The organism is Dyadobacter sp. LHD-138 (assembly GCF_030929615.1).
GTDB lineage: Bacteria > Bacteroidota > Bacteroidia > Cytophagales > Spirosomataceae > Dyadobacter.
The window spans coordinates 54621-71897 of record NZ_JAVFVU010000010.1 but is presented as its reverse complement, the minus strand read 5'-3'; the positions used below and the strand labels follow the sequence as shown (position 1 = coordinate 71897).

The following is a 17277-nucleotide window of genomic DNA, read 5'->3' as shown; positions in this document are numbered from 1 at the left end:
AACAAAATCATCCTGTGGCTACGCACTATTTCTTAGCAGACTTACCAGCTTTGCGGCGAACGATCTCACCCACAAAACGAATACCCTTACCTTTATAAGGTTCTACTTTACGTAGAGACTTAATTTTAGCAGCAACAGAACCTATCAATTCCTTGTCAATTCCTTCCAAAATTACTTTTGGATTCTGACCCTTTTCGGAAGTGGTTGTAAGTTTCAACTCGCCAGGGATCGACATAAAGATATTATGCGAATAACCCAATTGCAATTCCAAAACATTACCAACGGCACTGGCTTTATAACCAACACCGATGATTTCCATTTCCTTCTTGTAACCTGTCTCAACACCAATTACCATGTTGTTAATTAGGGAGCGGTACAATCCGTGCAAAGCCTTGTGGCGTTTTTGTTCGCTAGGGCGCACTACTTTCAGCTCGCTTCCTTCGATCTCAATTGCGATATCGGAGTCAACAGCTTGCGTAAGTGTTCCTTTTGGACCTTTAACTGATACCAGGTTGTCGTCCGATACTGAGACCGTTACTCCTGCTGGTATAGTGATTAATTTATTTCCTATTCGTGACATTTCCTGAATAACTTTAAAATATTAGTACACGAAACATAACACCTCTCCACCTACATTCAGTGTTTTGGCTTCCTTATCTGTCATAACACCTTTCGATGTAGAGATAATTACAGTTCCAAGACCACCCAAAACGCGAGGGAGTGTAGATGTCCCGGAGTACTTGCGTAACCCAGGCTTACTAACGCGCTGCAATTTTACAATTGCATTTTGTTTCGTAACAGGGTTGTATTTCAAGGCTATCTTGATCACACCCTGTGGGCCGACTTCGTCAAATTTATAACTCTGGATATACCCTTTATCAAAAAGTACCTTCGTTATTTCTTTTTTTATGTTGGATGCAGGTATCTCAACAACCCTGTGCTTCGCTTTGATGGCGTTTCTGAGTCTCGTCAGATAATCTGCTATGGGATCCGTTAACATTTTTTATGCCTAGTTTAAACACTCCCTTAAAACGGGAGTGCAAAGTTAAGTAATTGAAATCAGAATTGAAAGTATTCCTACCAACTTGATTTTGTAACACCCGGAATTTTACCATCTGAGGCCATTTCCCGGAACAGAACTCTTGAGATTCCGAATTTGCGCATATATCCACGAGGTCTTCCTGTGATTTTGCAACGATTGTGCAGACGTACAGGCGATGAGTTACGGGGTAATTTATCTAGGCCAACCCAATCCTCAGCAGCTTTTAACGTTTTGCGCTTTTCAGCGTAACGCGCTACCAATGCTTGTCTTTTTCTTTCCCGTGCTTTTACTGATTCTTTTGCCATTGTCGGTAAATATCTTAATCTTAAGAATTATCCTTTATTGTTCGCATTTGTGAAAGGCATACCCAGTGCTTTCAACAATTCATAACTTTCTTCGTCAGAATTTGTTGAGGTAACAAATGTGATATCCATACCTGTAATCTTGTTTACCTTTTCGATAGAGATTTCAGGGAAGATGATTTGTTCCTTCACACCAAAAGTATAATTTCCACGACCGTCGAAACCTTTGTCGCTGATTCCTTTAAAATCACGTACACGAGGCATCGCGATAGAAGTCAAACGGTCAAGGAATTCGTACATACGATCTCCGCGTAGTGTAACTTTTGCACCAATCGGCATGTTTTCACGCAACTTAAAGTTGGAAACCGCCTTTTTAGAAATGGTAGCAATTGCTTTCTGTCCTGTAATCAATCCAAGCTCTTCAACGCCTGTATCAACCAATTTCTTGTCAGATACGGCTGCGCCGATACCTTTGTTGATCACAATTTTTGTCAAGCGAGGTACTTGCATTACTGACTTGTACTCGAACTTTTCTTTCAGTTGGGAAACTACTTCACCAACGTACTTTTCTTTTAATCTTGGCTGTGCCATTTTTCTGAGTTAATTATGTGGATTACCGACCCACGCGCTTCGTATATAAAACTAACAGATGGTCCTGAAACCAGAAGACTTAAATAAAGTCTCCTGATTTTTTAGAGAACCGCTGTAACTTTCCTTTATCGTTTGCTTTACGGCCTGTACGGGTCGCTTCGCCAGTCTTAGGATCGATAACCATCAGGTTGCTGATATGAATAGCGCCTTCACGTTTTTCGATGCTTCCCTGTGGGTTCTGTGCATTTGGTTTTACGTGTTTCGTAATCAAATTAACACCTTCCACAGTTGCTCTTGATTTCTCAATAAGCACACTTTTAATAACCCCTGTTTCACCTTTCGCATTACCAGAAATTACCTTAACAGTATCTCCTTTGCGTATGTGCAACTTAGCGGGTAGGTTTTTATTTTTGCTTTCCATTTGAGGTATTCTCTTATCGGTTCTAAAGAAATACTTTTGTCTTTATTTCTTACAACACTTCCGGTGCCAGGGAAACAATCTTCATAAATTGTTTTTCACGCAATTCTCGCGCTACTGGACCGAAGATACGTGAGCCACGTGGTTCGTCGTTGTTGTTAAGTAAAACGGCTGCATTATCTTCAAAGCGAATGTATGTACCATCCTTGCGGCGTACTTCCTTTTTAGTCCGTACAACCACGGCTTTTGAAACCGTTCCTTTTTTCATGCTGCTCGAAGAAAGAGCAGATTTTACTGTTACGACGATCTTATCGCCTACTGAAGCATAGCGTTTGCCAGTTCCGCCAAGTACACGTATTACGAGTACTTCCTTCGCTCCACTGTTGTCTGCTACCGACAGTCTTGATTCTTGCTGTACCATTTGTTACTTAGCTTTTTCAAGGATTTCAATTAATCTCCAACGCTTATTCTTACTAAGCGGACGTGTTTCCATAACTTTGATCGTATCACCGATACCAACCTGGTTATTCTCGTCGTGCACCATCAATTTGGTAGTTTTAGTCATAAACTTACCATATTTCTCGTGCTTAACTTTACGCTCAACAGTGATCACACAGGATTTCTCCATTTTGTTGCTCACTACTTTACCGACTCTTTCTTTCCGTAAATTTCTTTCTGTTGCCTCCATAATTTCTTAAACTGATTTACTGTTGGTTAGATTTAGCCGACAGTTCGGTCAATAGTTTTGCAATTTCCTTACGCGAGGCGCGAATACGCAAAGGGTTTTCGATCGGTGAAATAGCGTGCGCGAATTTCAATCGTAGTAAGCGCTCTCTTTCTTGTGCGATCTGTTCTTTCAGCTGATCCTGCGACAGGTCCTTTATTTCTTTACTAGTCATTGCTTTTAATAATTAGCGTTCTTAGATACGTTCGGGGTTGGTCTATTCTTGATAATCCCGACGTACCACGAACTTTGTTTTTACTGGCAGCTTTTGTGCAGCCAGACGCAATGCTTCGCTAGCTGTTTCCAGTGGAACACCGGTTGCTTCGAAGATGATTGTTCCCGGCTTGATTGGTGCAACCCAATACTCAGGAGCTCCTTTTCCTTTACCCATACGAACCTCTGCAGGTTTCTTTGTAATAGGTTTGTCAGGGAACACACGAATCCACACCTGGCCTTCACGTTTCATAGCGCGGGTAACTGAAATACGCGCTGCTTCTATCTGACGTGCTGTTAGCCAGCCTGGCTCAAGCGACTTGATTGCGAAAGATCCGAAAGCGATTTCAGCGCCACGTGTGGCTAGTCCCTTTTCCGAACCTTTGTTTTTTTGTTGCTTGCGAAATTTTGTTCTTTTCGGCTGTAACATGATTCTAATCTATTTGAACCGATTTAACAAAATCGGAAAATGTCTGATTACTTCTTCTTATTTCTACTTCTCTTACGACGATCCGCTTCGCTTCCGCCGCCTTCGTTTCCGCCACGGCTACCTTCGTTTCCGCCACGACCACCTCTTCTGTCTTTGTTACGGTCGCTTCCGCCGCCTGATCCTGTTCCTCTGTCGTTTCTGTCAGCAGCAGCTGTGGCAGCACTTGGAGTCAAATCACGCTTTCCGTACAATTCGCCTTTGAAGATCCAAACTTTGATACCTATTTTACCATAGATCGTTTGTGCTTCTGAGATTGCATAGTCGATATCCGCTCTCAATGTATGTAGTGGAATACGTCCTTCTTTGTACTCTTCAGTACGAGCCATTTCAGCTCCACCCAAACGTCCCGCAAGACGAATTTTGATACCTTGAGTTCCTACACGCATAGCCGAAGCGATTGATTGCTTCATGGCACGACGGTAAGAGATACGAGCCTGTAGTTGTTGTGCGATTGCTTCTCCAACTAATTTTGCATCAATCTCAGGACGTTTGATTTCGTAGATGTTAATCTGAACGTCTTTTCCTGTGATTTTTTTAAGCTCTTCTTTGATCTTGTCAACTTCACTACCACCTTTACCAATTACGATACCCGGACGTGCCGTGTGAATTGTAAGCGTGATGCGTTTCAGTGTACGCTCGATAACTACTTTAGAGATTGATCCTTTTGGGATACGTGCTTTTATATAGTTACGAATTTTTTCGTCTTCAACAAGTTTGTCAGAAAAATCTTTTCCTCCATACCAGCTAGAGTCCCAGCCTCTAACAATTCCTAGTCTCAGACCTATAGGATTAACCTTTTGTCCCATTCGAAATAGATCGTTTACTTATGATTCGGTGATTACTTTGTTTTCCACGCTTGCGGCAACTTCCGCTTTGTCATCCACCACAAGTGTAATGTGGTTTGAACGCTTACGGATTCTGTGTGCTCTTCCTTGCGGTGCAGGGCGCAAACGCTTCAACATACGTCCACCGTCAATAAATACGGTTTTAACATAAAGATCAGCGTCTTCCAGCTTTGCATCTTCGTTCAATTGTTGCCAGTTGGCAACTGCAGAAAGTAAAACTTTGTGCAAAATTGGTGAAGACGCTCTTGGTTGAAACTTTAACAGCGCCAACGCTTTGCTGACCTTTTGTCCGCGAATCATGTCGGCTACTAATCTCATCTTACGAGGAGAAGTAGGCACATTTCTTAATATAGCTCTTGCTTCCATGTTCTTTCAGATATAGGCTGGTTCCGATTGACGAAACCCAGCTATCGTCGACTAATTATTTTCTACCTTTATCTTTTTTGGCGGTGTGACCACGGAAGTTGCGCGTTGGCGAAAACTCTCCTAATTTGTGTCCTACCATGTTTTCAGTTACATAAACCGGTATAAACTTGTTACCGTTGTGAACTGCGAATGTATGTCCAATAAAATCCGGAGAGATCATTGAGCGTCTTGACCATGTCTTTATTACCGACTTACGAGCTGCGCTGTTCATCGCCTGAATCTTGATGTCCAGACGAAAGTCGATGTATGGTCCTTTTTTTAATGAGCGTGCCATATTATTCTAATTATTTTTTACGACGGCTGATAATCAATTTCTCAGAATGCTTATTGCGATCACGAGTCTTAAGTCCTTTCGAGAACTGTCCGTTTCTTGATCTAGGCTGGCCTCCCGATGAGCGGCCTTCACCACCACCCATTGGGTGATCGACTGGGTTCATAGCAACACCACGAACTCTTGGGCGACGACCTAACCAACGTTTACGGCCTGCTTTACCGTAATTCACATTCATGTGACTTGAATTGGAAACTGTTCCAACCGTTGCGATACAAGTTGAAAGAATCATACGCATTTCGCCAGATGGCATTTTAATCACTGCGTACTTACCTTCACGCGCTACAAGCTGAGCATAAGCTCCTGCGCTTCTTGCAAACTGACCGCCTTTACCAGGTGTCAATTCAATATTGTGAACAATTGTACCGATTGGCATTGAACCTAGCGGAAGTGCATTTCCCATTTCTGGTGCTACTGAACTTCCTGAAACAATTACTTGTCCTACTTTCAATCCGTTCGGAGCGATTACGTATCTTTTTTCGTCATCAGTATATTGTACCAGAGCGATACGTGCTGAGCGGTTTGGATCGTATTCAATTGTAAGAACTGTTGCTGGTGCATCAAAACGATTTCTTTTGAAATCGATAACACGGTATCTGCGTTTGTGACCACCACCTATATGACGCATGGTACGATGTCCGGAGCTATTACGACCACCTGTTCTTTTAACAGGCTCTAATAGGCTCTTTTCAGGTTTTGACGCTGTGATCTCCTCAAAAGCAGGAGCCATGCGAAAACGTTGACCAGCACTTGTCGGTTTTAATTTTTTAACTGCCATTGCTATACTTAAACTCTTCTAAGATTTGAATAGATCAACCAAAATTCTAAGCTTCACCGTAAATGTCGATGACCTCGCCTTCAGCTACTGTAACAATAGCCTTTTTGATGGTTGACGTTTTTCCACTTACAAACTTTCCTCCCGAAGTGCGGGATTTGCTTTTACCAATGCTGCGCATGGTATGAACGCTCTCTACGGTAACCCCAAACAGTTTCTCGATAGCCTTTTTGATTTCAACCTTGTTTGAAGTAAGTGTTACTTCAAAGGCATACTTTCCCTGACCACCCTGAGCCGTTACCTTTTCTGTTATAATCGGTCGTTTCAGTACACTCATCACTATTTGTTTAATAGGGTTTCCAAATTAGACAGAGCAGATTCACTTATTAAAAGGCGGTCTGCATTCATCAGATCATATGTATTTACCAAATCAACCGTAGTAACTTTCGCTTTAGGAATGTTTCTGCTTGACAGGTACACATTGCTATCAACTTCAGGAAGGATCAACAATGTTTTTGTGTTCACCAATGCAAGTGAATTAAGTACAGTCAGATATGACTTCGTTTTTGGTGCATCAAAAGTGAATGCTTCCAAAACAGATATTGCGTCAATTTTCGCTTTCGCAGAAAGAGCTGAAATACGCGCTAACGTTTTCACTTTTCTGTTGATCTTGAAAGTATAGTTACGAGAACGAGGACCGAATATACGACCACCACCTACGAATACCGGAGATTTAATGCTACCTGCACGGGCTCCACCAGTACCTTTTTGTTTCTTAATCTTGCGTGTTGAGTGATTGATCTCAGCACGTTCTTTTGACTTGTGTGTACCCTGACGCTGATTGGCCAAGTACAATTTTACATCGAGATAGATCGCATGCTCGTTAGGCTCGATGCCGAAGATTTCTTCAGACACTGTTACCTTCTTGCCGGTATCTTCTCCTTTTATATTTAATACGGACAGTTCCATGGTACTATTTCTCAATGATTAGAAATGAATTCTTTGAACCCGGTACTGAGCCACTTACTACTAGCAAGTTTTGCTCAGGTATCACTTTCAGAATACGCAAATTCTGAATTTTTACACGATTGTTACCCATGCGACCACCCATACGAATGCCTTTAAATACGCGTGAGGGGAACGAACAAGCACCAATCGAACCTGGGTGACGTGCACGGTTATGCTGACCGTGTGTTTGTCCACCAACCCCTGCGAAACCATGACGTTTTACAACACCCTGGAAACCGCGGCCTTTGGCAGAACCGACTACATCCACGAATTCACCTTCTGCAAAGATATCTTGCACTGATAGTGAAGTTCCAAGTTCATGCTCCACTTCAAATTCCTTGAACTCAACAAGCTTGTGCTTTGGAGTTGTACCGGCCTTTTTGAAGTGACCTATTAACGGCTGAGTAGAGTTTTTCTCCTTTCTCTCGCCAAAACCTAATTGGAGGGCCTTATACCCATCCTTTTCCTCGGACCTAACTTGCGTAACAACACAAGGACCAGCTTGAATCACAGTACATGCCAGAGCCTGCCCGTCAGCATTGTACAAACTAGTCATTCCGATTTTTTTACCTATTAAACCAGACATCGTAATTAATTTAAATTAGCAGGTAAAACCCTATTCTTTAAAACGGACTGCAAAGATAGAAATTTGAATTTTTATATCAAAGCGGTTTTTTATTATTTCTCACTGATAATCAGCAAAAAAGGTCAGATGTACTAAACATCTGACCTCAGTTAATTCCTGGTATTAATCGAACACAAAAAAAACATTCGAATAGTTACCTGAATGAGCTCAGATGTGGTTTCCAGAATTCCGGACCTTCATCCAATTATATATTTGACTTAACTCAATAAGTCCGTAAGAATCACTAAACTTTGATCTCTACGTCAACACCGCTTGGTAATTCAAGCTTCATCAGTGCATCAACAGTTTTTGCACTTGTAGAGAAAATATCAACCAGACGTTTGTAAGTACAAAGCTGGAACTGTTCACGAGACTTTTTGTTCACGTGAGGAGAACGTAAAACAGTGAACTTCTCTGTTTTAGTTGGCAAAGGGATTGGACCGCTAACAACGGCACCAGTTGCCTTTACAGCCTTAACGATCTTCTCAGCTGATTTGTCAACTAAGTTGTGATCGAATGACCGCAATTTGATACGAATTTTTTGATTCATCTTATTTGCTTATTTCCGGTTCTTAGAAAAATTAAACCGGAACAAGTTCCGGCAATCCGCCAACGAAAGAACCATTTACTTCGTTGGTTTAAGTTATTAAGCCTCCGCCCTTTTCAGGACAGAGGCCAGTATTTTATTAAGCTTTAATCAAGCCTTTTGCTTTCTCGATAACCGTATCAGAGATGTGCTGCGGTACGATTTCGTAGTAAGCGAAAGTCAACGACGCAGTAGCACGTCCGGATGACATCGTACGAAGGTCCGTTACGTAACCGAACAATTCTGACAAAGGAACGTCTGCTTTGATAACCTGAGCACCATTACGTGAATCCATACCTCTCATGATACCACGACGACGGTTAAGGTCACCTGTGATAGGTCCAGTGTATTCATCAGGCGTAAGTACTTCAACGTGCATGATAGGCTCCATCAATTTCGAACCTGCGTGACGTGCTGATTCTCTGAAACCAATCTTCGCTGCTAATTCAAAAGATAGTGCATCTGAATCGACATCGTGGAATGAACCGTGGTACAAACGCACTTTCATCGAATCCAAAGGATATCCTGCCAAAGCACCATTAGACATAGATGCTTCGAAACCTTTCTGGATTGGCGCGATAAATTCACGAGGAATCGTACCACCCACAATCTGGTTAACGAACTGCAAACCAGTTTTTGGCTCTTGTCCTTCTTCGTTATCGTCTCTTGGTCCGATTTCGAAAAGGATATCGGCAAACTTACCACGACCACCCGTTTGTTTCTTGTAAACTTCACGGTGTTCGAAGTTCTTCGTAAGAATCTCTTTGTAAGCAACCTGAGGTGCACCCTGGTTTACCTCCACTTTAAATTCACGACGCATACGGTCGATGATAATTTCAAGATGAAGCTCTCCCATTCCTTTGATGATCGTCTGACCAGTCTCTTCGTTACTTTCAACTTGCAACGTAGGATCTTCTTCGATCAATTTTGTGATCGCCTTAGAGAAGTTATCGCTATCCGCAGCTTTCTTAGGCTCGATTGCGTAACCAATTACAGGCTCAGGGAATACCATTGATTCAAGAACAATTGGGTTCTTTTCATCAGAAAGCGTATCTCCTGTTTTGATATCCTTGAAACCTACTACCGCTCCAATATCACCCGCTTCAAGACGATCAATTTGATTTTGCTTGTTCGCGTGCATTTGGAAAATACGAGAGATACGCTCCTTATTTCCTGAACGGTTGTTCAATACATAAGAACCTGAATCAAGGAAACCTGAGTAAGAGCGGATAAAGCAAAGACGTCCTACATAAGGATCCGTTGCAATTTTAAACGCTAGTGCACAGAAAGGATCTGCATCCGTTGGCTGACGTGAAATTTCAAGTCCAGTACGTGGATCCGTTCCGATGATGCTTTCACGATCCTGAGGAGAAGGCAAAATAGCCATCACGTAATCAAGCATCGTTTGAACACCCTTGTTTTTGAAAGAAGAACCACAAACCATAGGAACGATTTTCATGCTGATTGTCGCTGCGCGCAAAGCTGCAAGAATTTCGTTTTCTGAGATCGAATTAGGATCTTCGAAATATTTCTCCATCAAAGTATCATCGAATTCAGCAACTGCTTCAAGAAGTTTTTCTCTCCACTCTGTCGCTTCTTCAACCATATCTTCCGGAATTGGAACTTCCGTGAAAGTCATCCCTTTATCTTCTTCATTCCATTCGATACCACGGAAGTTAACCAGGTCAACTACACCTCTGAACGTATCTTCAGCACCGATCGGCAATTGAAGAGGAACAGCGTAGCTACCTAGCATATCTTTCACCTGACCGCAAACTTTAAGGAAATCTGCGCCAGAACGGTCCATTTTGTTAACGAAACCGATACGTGCTACGTTATAGTTATTCGCCAGACGCCAGTTTGTTTCTGACTGAGGCTCAACACCATCAACAGCGCTGAATAAGAAAACCAATCCATCCAATACACGAAGAGAACGGTTTACTTCTACTGTAAAGTCAACGTGACCCGGAGTATCGATAATGTTGATGTGATATTTTTCACCGCGGTAGTTCCAGTCTACTGTTGTAGCCGCTGAAGTAATGGTAATACCACGCTCCTGCTCCTGCTCCATCCAGTCCATTGTAGCAGCACCATCGTGTACTTCTCCAATTTTGTGGCTTACTCCGGCGTAATAAAGGATACGCTCGGTGGTGGTAGTTTTACCCGCATCAATGTGCGCAGCAATACCAATATTTCTTGTTAATCTTAGATCACGTGCCATGGCAAATGGTGATGTTATTTATATTCGTTGTGCAATTCAATACTTGAAGCAATTTCTGGACTTTTAAAAGGGCATTTTCACACCACTGCAAAAAATTCAGAGTGCAAAAGTATAAATAGTTGATTATAAAAACAATGAATAGGAAAGTTATTTTTTTAAGAAATAATAAAAAAACGAAAACGGATCCGTTTTCAGATAAATCAAATCAAAAACGGAGTAATTTTTTGAGGGTCAGTTACATTTAATATCACCTTCATGACAATCGCACGCCAAATTTGAAAAACCAACTCGGCTTATCGAACCGATACAAATTGCATTCAAACCGGACCCGGATCCTCCGCAATGACCTCACATTTTGCTATGATCCAAAAATCACCACTCCTCGAGACATTGCAACTTCCCAACACAAAACTAAATTCAGATCCAGTCCATAAACAAGAAAAAAGGGTTCCGGTTTAAAACCAGAACCCTTTTCAAACATTCCTCCCAGAGGAGATTTCCTAGAAACGGAAATGCGAGAATGCCTTGTTCGCATCCGCCATACGGTGCGTATCGTCTTTTTTCTTAACAGCAGCGCCTTCACCTTTAGCAGCAGCAACGATTTCACCAGCCAAACGGTCTACCATAGTTTTCTCTCCACGCTTACGAGCGTAGTTGATCAACCATTTCATACCCAAAGCTTGTTTACGTTCCGGACGTACCTCAGTTGGAACCTGGAAAGTAGCACCACCCACGCGGCGACTTTTTACTTCAACAGATGGCGTTACATTGTTCAATGCTTTTTTCCAAGTTTCTAGGCCGCTTTCGCTGGTTTTTTTCTCAACCACATCCAGCGCGTCATAAAAAATGGTGAACGCAATGCTTTTCTTGCCTTGAAGCATCAGGTTGTTTACAAATTTTGTAACCTGTACATCTCTGAACTTTGGATCAGGCAGGATATATCTTTTCTTTGGTTTGGACTTTCTCATTTTTGTACTTAATGTTTTACACGAGGTTTCGTTTTGCAACTTATTCACCCTGAACAGAATCCAGGATTACTTCCCTTTTATTTATCAGAATAGTTCTTTAATAAAAGCAGAGAGAGTTACTTTTTATTTTTTCTTACCTTTTACCGGCGCTGCAACTTGTCCTGGCTTAGGGCGTTTTGCACCGTATTTAGAACGACGTTGTTTACGTCCGTTAACACCCGCTGTATCCAAAGCACCACGGATAATGTGGTAACGAACACCCGGTAAATCTTTAACACGACCACCACGGATCAAAACGATCGAGTGCTCTTGCAAGTTGTGGCCTTCTCCAGGGATATAGGCATTCACTTCTTTGTTGTTAGAAAGACGAACACGCGCCACTTTACGAAGTGCTGAGTTCGGTTTCTTTGGCGTTGTGGTATATACACGAGTACATACTCCACGACGCTGAGGGCAAGAATCCAAAGCCGGTGACTTGGATTTCCATGTAATGGTCTCTCTACCTTTACGGACTAATTGTGAAATAGTTGGCATTTAATAAATTGATTTTGATCTAGTTAATCAACTAATCGATTGTTTTACAAACAGTTTTTCCGGAAAATCGGACTGCAAAAGTAACAGACTTGGACTGATTTACAAAATGTTAATACTTTTTTTTATCAGCAGCACCCATAAATTCTCCTCAATTTATTTGAAAGGCCTTGTTTGCCCATCGTTTTCCACCCGGATTTCCGCGCTGAGCGCATGTAAAACAACATTTCATTGCCCGAAGCCCTCCCGAATAAAAATCAGAAAAATGACGCCACGCAGGGCAGATAATTTTAGTATTGGTCAAGTGATCGGGTAAAATAATTTTTCGGGAATCATTAATTTCAAATGATTCTCGCGTAATAATTACAGCCTCATAACTATTTTGTGACAACGAATGACTATTTTGGGAGCACTAATGAAATTTTGAATAAAAAATTTTGTCCGGTATATCCAGAATTTTATTTCCAAACGTTGTTTTAGTAGTATTGTCTTTTGTAACCCATAAACGCCTATCAATTCGTTAGCATTTATACATAACCATATGAAAATATTGCGGTGTTATTTTACCCTCGTTATTAGTATCCTGGTACTAGGCACGTTCCTGGCTGGCTGTAATTCTGCCATGCAGGCTTATAAAGATGGCGTGAAGAAATTTGATAACGGGGAATATGACCTCGCTATTAAGGGGTTGCAGAAAGCAGCGGCGGCTAACTACGAGCCCGTGCAGACCACTTTCCTGATTGCAGAATCATACCGCTTTTCCAATCGCTTTAAAGAGGCTATCCCTTTCTATAAAAAAGCACTTGATGCCGGTGTTACCAATCCGGAAGCTCAGTTTCAATATGCTTATGCCCTAAAAACGGCGGGACAATACCAGGAGGCGGCCAATCAGTTTTCGTTATTCGCAAAAGCACCGAACAGCCCGAAAAATTTACAGGAAAGAGCTTTACGTGAAATTGAGATCCTGAAAATCACCGATAAACTGAGCATTGAAAAAATGCCTGACGTTAAGTTGAAAAATGTCCCTTTCAACACGACAGGATCTGAATTTTCTCCATATCCACTGGGCAATGAACTGGTTTTTTCTTCTTCCAAAAAAGAAAAAATCTATAAAAATAATGGCCAGTCCATGCTGGGGCTTTATAAAATCGCTTTGGCAAAAGACGCAGGCGAGACACAAGGCGCCACAGACTTGTTCAGCAAGGACATATTGGATCCCGAAGCCAATGAAGGTTCTCCCGCTTTCAGTCCCGATGGCAAAACGCTAATTTTTGCACGCGGAAATACCGGAAAGAAAAAAGGGACTACCGATGTGGACCTTTATCTAAGCCGCAATGCAAACGGCCAGTGGACGCCGCCGACTATTTTGCCCATTAACGATTCTCTGGCCTGGGATGGCTCTCCGTCTTTTTCACGGGATGGGAAAACTTTATATTTCGCTTCCAACCGTGCCGGCGGCGCAGGTGGTATTGATTTGTACAGAACCAATATCGACGCATCGGGCCGTTTCAGCAAACCCGTTAATATGGGGCGTGATATCAATACGGCCGGTGATGATATGTTTCCGTATGTAGCGGAGGGTGGAAAGTTATATTTTGCTTCTGACGGGCATCCGGGCCTGGGTAAGCTCGATTTGTTTTCAGCAACACGTTCACAGGGCGTAATCACGATTGAAAACCTCGGACTGCCTTTTAACAGTCCTCAGGATGATTTCGGACTCGTATTTTATAAGGATAAAGACCAGGGCTTTTTTGCTTCCAACCGCGAAGGCGGAAAAGGCGATGATGATATTTATTATTTCTACACGCCCAAAGCACCGGATACCACCGTCGCGCAAAGAGACCCGATGGATCCTTTGAACCCAAACAATCCGAATTATATCGAGGGTAAACTGAAAACGGTGCGTTACTTTCTGGCAGGTGACGTTTATGACAATTCAAATAACCCATCCCCTATTGACTCCGCAACGGTACACATTTTACCGGATACTTCTGATACGCAGATTGCCCAGCTAAAAACCAATGCCGCCGGTAAGTTCGGCACACAACCGGTTGAAGAAGGAAGATCTTACGTACTGCTGGTTGAACGCAAAGGATTTATCAGCAGAAGGGAACCGTTTTCGATGAATGGCCGCAGTATCCCGCCAATTTTCTTAACGAAAGTACTGACCGACACGACTTTCCATGTCGCTATCAAACTGGACAGGCTGGAACTAAACAAAACCTTCGTGCTGGATAACATTTATTACGACTTGAATAAATACAATATCCGTCCTGATGCCGCGATAGAACTGGACAAGCTGGTTCAGATCTTAAAGGATAATCCGACGATGAAAATTGAGCTCAGCTCACACACGGATGCCCGCGCTACGGATGCTTATAACATGACACTGTCGCAAAACAGGGCCGAATCAGCGGTAAATTACCTGAATCTGAAAGGTATTGATGCCGATCGTATGACGGCGCGCGGATACGGAGAGCGCCAGCTGATTATTCCAAATGCTAAAACAGAAGAAGAACATCAGCGTAACCGTCGCACTGAATTTACCATCCTGAGCTACTAAAAATCCTGTTTTCAGAAATTTTTCGGATCCAATAAGATAGTTTTTGAACGACTATTTTGTTGGATTCGTTGTTTTCAAACGTTTGTACTTGTAAACCCGATTCTTTTGGCCCTGAACAAGCAAGAATTGCTTTTTTTAGTATACTTGTACGGACAACAATCAAAATTTTCTTTCTATTATCTCCTTCAATGATTCACCGCATTATCTATTGGTTCCGTAACGATCTCAGACTTCACGATAACGAAGCCTTCCTTTCTGCCACTCAAATCGCCCAGGAGGTTGTTCCGGTTTATGTTTTTGATCCCCGTCAGTTTGAAAAGACAAAATTTGGCTTTCGCCGCGCAGGCGCATTAAGGGCACAATTTCTTTTGGAATCCGTTTTGGATCTGAGAAATCGCCTGAGAGAAAAAGGAGGAGATCTGTTGATCCGTGTCGGAAAACCTGAAGAAATTATTGCCGAGCTTGCCGAACAATATGGTGCCCAGTACATATATACCAGCAAAGAAATTGCACCTGATGAAACCAGTGTCGAAACCAGCTTAAGTAAAAACCTGAAAGTAGTTAATGTTGATATTAAGTTATTCTGGATGTCAACTTTGGGCAATGTACTTGATCTTCCGTTCCCCATAGCCAAACTTCCTTTTGATTTTGATGACTTTTACGAAGCACTAAAAGGGGATATCAGGGTAAAAACCGCTTCACCGGAACCTGAAAAAGTTACGTTGCCACAAGGATACGAAGCGGGGCTGATTCCGTCGCTGCCCATGCTTGCCATCGACCCGATGGAAGTTGAGCATAGTAAGTCTGACACAAGCCCGCCACAAAAAGGCGGAGAAACGATGGGACTGCTTAATTTAAGTACGTTTATTGAAAATACCATCAAATCTGGACAAACATTGGTTTCCGATACGCCGATCATTGACTACGGATTATCCACATGGTTGTCGCTGGGCTGTTTGTCCCAAAAATACATTTATGAGTCCTTATTGCCCTACGCCGGTAACAACCAGGTAGAAAAAGTGATCTTTGATCTGTTAAAAAGAGATTTTGCACACTGGACCCTGCTCCGTCACGGCTCAAGGCTTTTCAAACCGGGGGGAATTAAACATGAAATCAATAAGCGCTGGCTGAATGATCTTCCTCTATTTGAAAAATGGACCACGGCCAAAACCGAGAGTGAGGCAGTCAATAAAGTCATTACGAAACTGATTTCAACAGGCACCTTAACCATTGCTGAAAGAATCGTAGCCGCCGACTATCTGGCCAATGAACTTGGACTGAACTGGACCTGGGGCGCTATGTTTTACGAAAGTTTCCTGGTTGATTATAACGTAGCGGGCAACTGGTTCCGCTGGAATAACGTTTCCGGCGTTGGCAGTAAATGAATCCTGTCATCACCGCTGGCAGCACTATATAAGGTCCCGTTGCCGGTTATGTAGTTTTTCTTAAAGATTTTACTAGCTTTGGTCAACTTTGAACCCAATCATTAACTCTAAATCAAATAATACAATGTCAAAAGGACTTATCGCAGTTGTTGTCATTCTCCTGATTTTCGGATTTGTTGGATGTGGCAAATATAATGGCCTGGTAGGCAAGGATGAGATCGTAAAAGAATCGTGGGCAAAAGTAGAAAGCCAGTACCAACGTCGCGCAGACCTTATTCCAAACCTGGTAAGTACCGTAAAGGGTGCGGCTGATTTCGAAAAAAGTACATTAACAGGTGTGATCGAAGCCCGTGCAAAGGCAACGTCTACAACCATAAGCGCAGATCAGCTTACACCTGAAAACATAGCAAAATTCCAGGGAGCTCAAGACCAGTTAAGTGGAGCGCTTTCGCGTCTGTTGGTTTCTGTTGAAAGATACCCTGAACTGAAAGCAAACCAGAACTTCCTTGAACTTCAGGCGCAATTGGAAGGAACAGAAAACCGTATTACCGTAGCACGTAACGATTTTAACGCGGTTGTAAAAGTATACAACCAGGAGGTAAGAACGTTCCCTACGAATCTGTTTGCAGGCATTTTCGGATTTGCTCAGAAAGGTTATTTCACAGCCACGGCAGGTTCAGAAAAAGCCCCGACTGTACAATTCTAATTCATTTTACCCTTATTGCACCGGGTTTCTCCTGAGGCAATAAGGGTGATACCGGTATCCACTTTCAACTTTCAACTCCCCTTATGCCTACCGATTCCATTTTTTTCGGAGAAGAGGAACAAAAGCAGATCATTGCCGCTATCCGGGAAGCCGAAAAACAAACTTCGGGCGAGATCAAGGTACACATTGAGAAAAAGTGTGCTTCGGGTGATGCTTTGGAAAGAGCAAAAGAAGTTTTCGGTCTTTTGAAAATGTATGTTACCCAGGAGCAGAATGGTGTACTTTTCTACCTCGCCTATGAAGACCGCAAGTTTGCCGTGATCGGCGATAAAGGTATTAATGAAAAAGTACCGGCTGATTTCTGGAACAGCACAAAAGATCTTATGCGTACTTATTTTTCCCAAAGCAAATATGCAGAGGGCCTTTGCGCAGGAATTGAAGAGGCCGGCATTCAATTAAAAACTCATTTCCCATATCGTTCCGACGATGTTAATGAACTCCCCGACAACATCTCGTTCGGGTAAATA

General features: G+C 42.4%; 24 protein-coding genes. 4 read left to right on the top strand and 20 right to left on the bottom strand.

Going from position 1 to position 17277, the window contains the following annotated elements:
* Positions 1–25 precede the first annotated feature (25 nt).
* The 20 genes from rplF to rpsL all read right to left on the bottom strand — a co-directional run bounded on the left by rplF (position 26) and on the right by rpsL (position 12099).
* On the bottom strand, positions 26–580 hold the full coding sequence (gene rplF, locus RB622_RS09025; RefSeq protein WP_308046225.1) for a 50S ribosomal protein L6: 555 nt from the start codon (positions 578–580) through the stop codon (positions 26–28).
* Between the two features lie 21 nt (positions 581–601).
* Positions 602–1000 carry a 30S ribosomal protein S8 gene (gene rpsH / locus RB622_RS09020; protein WP_090341180.1) on the bottom strand — a complete coding sequence of 133 codons (399 nt, stop codon included), beginning with the start codon at positions 998–1000 and terminating at the stop codon, positions 602–604.
* A gap of 77 nt (positions 1001–1077) precedes the next feature.
* The gene (gene rpsN, locus RB622_RS09015) at positions 1078–1347 is read right to left on the bottom strand and encodes a 30S ribosomal protein S14 (RefSeq protein ID WP_090341179.1); all 270 of its coding nucleotides are present in this window, start codon (positions 1345–1347) and stop codon (positions 1078–1080) included.
* A gap of 27 nt (positions 1348–1374) precedes the next feature.
* Positions 1375–1935, bottom strand: a complete 561-nt coding sequence (rplE, locus tag RB622_RS09010; protein WP_254562804.1) for a 50S ribosomal protein L5 — start codon at positions 1933–1935, stop codon at positions 1375–1377.
* A 79-nt stretch (positions 1936–2014) separates the two neighbouring features.
* Positions 2015–2356, bottom strand: coding sequence for a 50S ribosomal protein L24 (rplX, locus tag RB622_RS09005; RefSeq protein WP_254562803.1), 342 nt, complete (start codon positions 2354–2356; stop codon positions 2015–2017).
* Between the two features lie 49 nt (positions 2357–2405).
* On the bottom strand, positions 2406–2774 hold the full coding sequence (gene rplN / locus RB622_RS09000; protein ID WP_090341176.1) for a 50S ribosomal protein L14: 369 nt from the start codon (positions 2772–2774) through the stop codon (positions 2406–2408).
* Between the two features lie 3 nt (positions 2775–2777).
* Complete coding sequence (gene rpsQ / locus RB622_RS08995; protein ID WP_090341174.1) at positions 2778–3041, bottom strand: 30S ribosomal protein S17; 264 nt, start codon at positions 3039–3041, stop codon at positions 2778–2780.
* Positions 3042–3057: 16 nt separating this feature from the next.
* Complete coding sequence (gene rpmC / locus RB622_RS08990; protein WP_308046224.1) at positions 3058–3252, bottom strand: 50S ribosomal protein L29; 195 nt, start codon at positions 3250–3252, stop codon at positions 3058–3060.
* Between the two features lie 42 nt (positions 3253–3294).
* The gene (gene rplP, locus RB622_RS08985) at positions 3295–3720 is read right to left on the bottom strand and encodes a 50S ribosomal protein L16 (protein WP_308046223.1); all 426 of its coding nucleotides are present in this window, start codon (positions 3718–3720) and stop codon (positions 3295–3297) included.
* Between the two features lie 47 nt (positions 3721–3767).
* Positions 3768–4586 carry a 30S ribosomal protein S3 gene (gene rpsC, locus RB622_RS08980; RefSeq protein ID WP_308046222.1) on the bottom strand — a complete coding sequence of 273 codons (819 nt, stop codon included), beginning with the start codon at positions 4584–4586 and terminating at the stop codon, positions 3768–3770.
* A gap of 18 nt (positions 4587–4604) precedes the next feature.
* Positions 4605–4991, bottom strand: coding sequence for a 50S ribosomal protein L22 (rplV, locus tag RB622_RS08975; RefSeq protein WP_194123667.1), 387 nt, complete (start codon positions 4989–4991; stop codon positions 4605–4607).
* A 55-nt stretch (positions 4992–5046) separates the two neighbouring features.
* Entirely contained in the window at positions 5047–5325 is a 279-nt protein-coding gene (rpsS, locus tag RB622_RS08970) for a 30S ribosomal protein S19 (protein ID WP_090341161.1), read from the bottom strand.
* Positions 5326–5335: 10 nt separating this feature from the next.
* A complete protein-coding gene (gene rplB / locus RB622_RS08965) occupies positions 5336–6160 on the bottom strand; it encodes a 50S ribosomal protein L2 (protein WP_308046221.1) in 825 nt (274 codons plus the stop codon).
* Positions 6161–6206: 46 nt separating this feature from the next.
* Positions 6207–6494, bottom strand: coding sequence for a 50S ribosomal protein L23 (rplW, locus tag RB622_RS08960; protein WP_254562800.1), 288 nt, complete (start codon positions 6492–6494; stop codon positions 6207–6209).
* 2 nt (positions 6495–6496) lie between these two features.
* On the bottom strand, positions 6497–7126 hold the full coding sequence (gene rplD / locus RB622_RS08955; protein WP_308046220.1) for a 50S ribosomal protein L4: 630 nt from the start codon (positions 7124–7126) through the stop codon (positions 6497–6499).
* Positions 7127–7130: 4 nt separating this feature from the next.
* Positions 7131–7751, bottom strand: a complete 621-nt coding sequence (gene rplC / locus RB622_RS08950) for a 50S ribosomal protein L3 (protein WP_234648037.1) — start codon at positions 7749–7751, stop codon at positions 7131–7133.
* Positions 7752–8034: 283 nt separating this feature from the next.
* Positions 8035–8340, bottom strand: a complete 306-nt coding sequence (gene rpsJ / locus RB622_RS08945; protein ID WP_015813787.1) for a 30S ribosomal protein S10 — start codon at positions 8338–8340, stop codon at positions 8035–8037.
* A gap of 136 nt (positions 8341–8476) precedes the next feature.
* A complete protein-coding gene (gene fusA, locus RB622_RS08940) occupies positions 8477–10597 on the bottom strand; it encodes an elongation factor G (protein WP_308046219.1) in 2121 nt (706 codons plus the stop codon).
* 500 nt (positions 10598–11097) lie between these two features.
* Positions 11098–11565: a 30S ribosomal protein S7 gene (gene rpsG / locus RB622_RS08935; RefSeq protein ID WP_308046218.1), complete on the bottom strand. Its 468-nt coding sequence runs from the start codon at positions 11563–11565 to the stop codon at positions 11098–11100.
* A gap of 123 nt (positions 11566–11688) precedes the next feature.
* Entirely contained in the window at positions 11689–12099 is a 411-nt protein-coding gene (rpsL, locus tag RB622_RS08930) for a 30S ribosomal protein S12 (RefSeq protein ID WP_090341137.1), read from the bottom strand.
* A 619-nt stretch (positions 12100–12718) separates the two neighbouring features.
* Here rpsL and RB622_RS08925 point away from each other — a divergent pair.
* The 4 genes from RB622_RS08925 to RB622_RS08910 all read left to right on the top strand — a co-directional run bounded on the left by RB622_RS08925 (position 12719) and on the right by RB622_RS08910 (position 17274).
* Positions 12719–14659 carry an OmpA family protein gene (locus RB622_RS08925; protein ID WP_308046361.1) on the top strand — a complete coding sequence of 647 codons (1941 nt, stop codon included), beginning with the start codon at positions 12719–12721 and terminating at the stop codon, positions 14657–14659.
* A 188-nt stretch (positions 14660–14847) separates the two neighbouring features.
* Positions 14848–16044 carry a deoxyribodipyrimidine photo-lyase gene (locus RB622_RS08920; protein WP_308046217.1) on the top strand — a complete coding sequence of 399 codons (1197 nt, stop codon included), beginning with the start codon at positions 14848–14850 and terminating at the stop codon, positions 16042–16044.
* Between the two features lie 124 nt (positions 16045–16168).
* Positions 16169–16750, top strand: coding sequence for a LemA family protein (locus RB622_RS08915; protein ID WP_308046216.1), 582 nt, complete (start codon positions 16169–16171; stop codon positions 16748–16750).
* An 83-nt stretch (positions 16751–16833) separates the two neighbouring features.
* On the top strand, positions 16834–17274 hold the full coding sequence (locus tag RB622_RS08910) for a TPM domain-containing protein (protein ID WP_308046215.1): 441 nt from the start codon (positions 16834–16836) through the stop codon (positions 17272–17274).
* Positions 17275–17277: the final 3 nt, after the last annotated feature.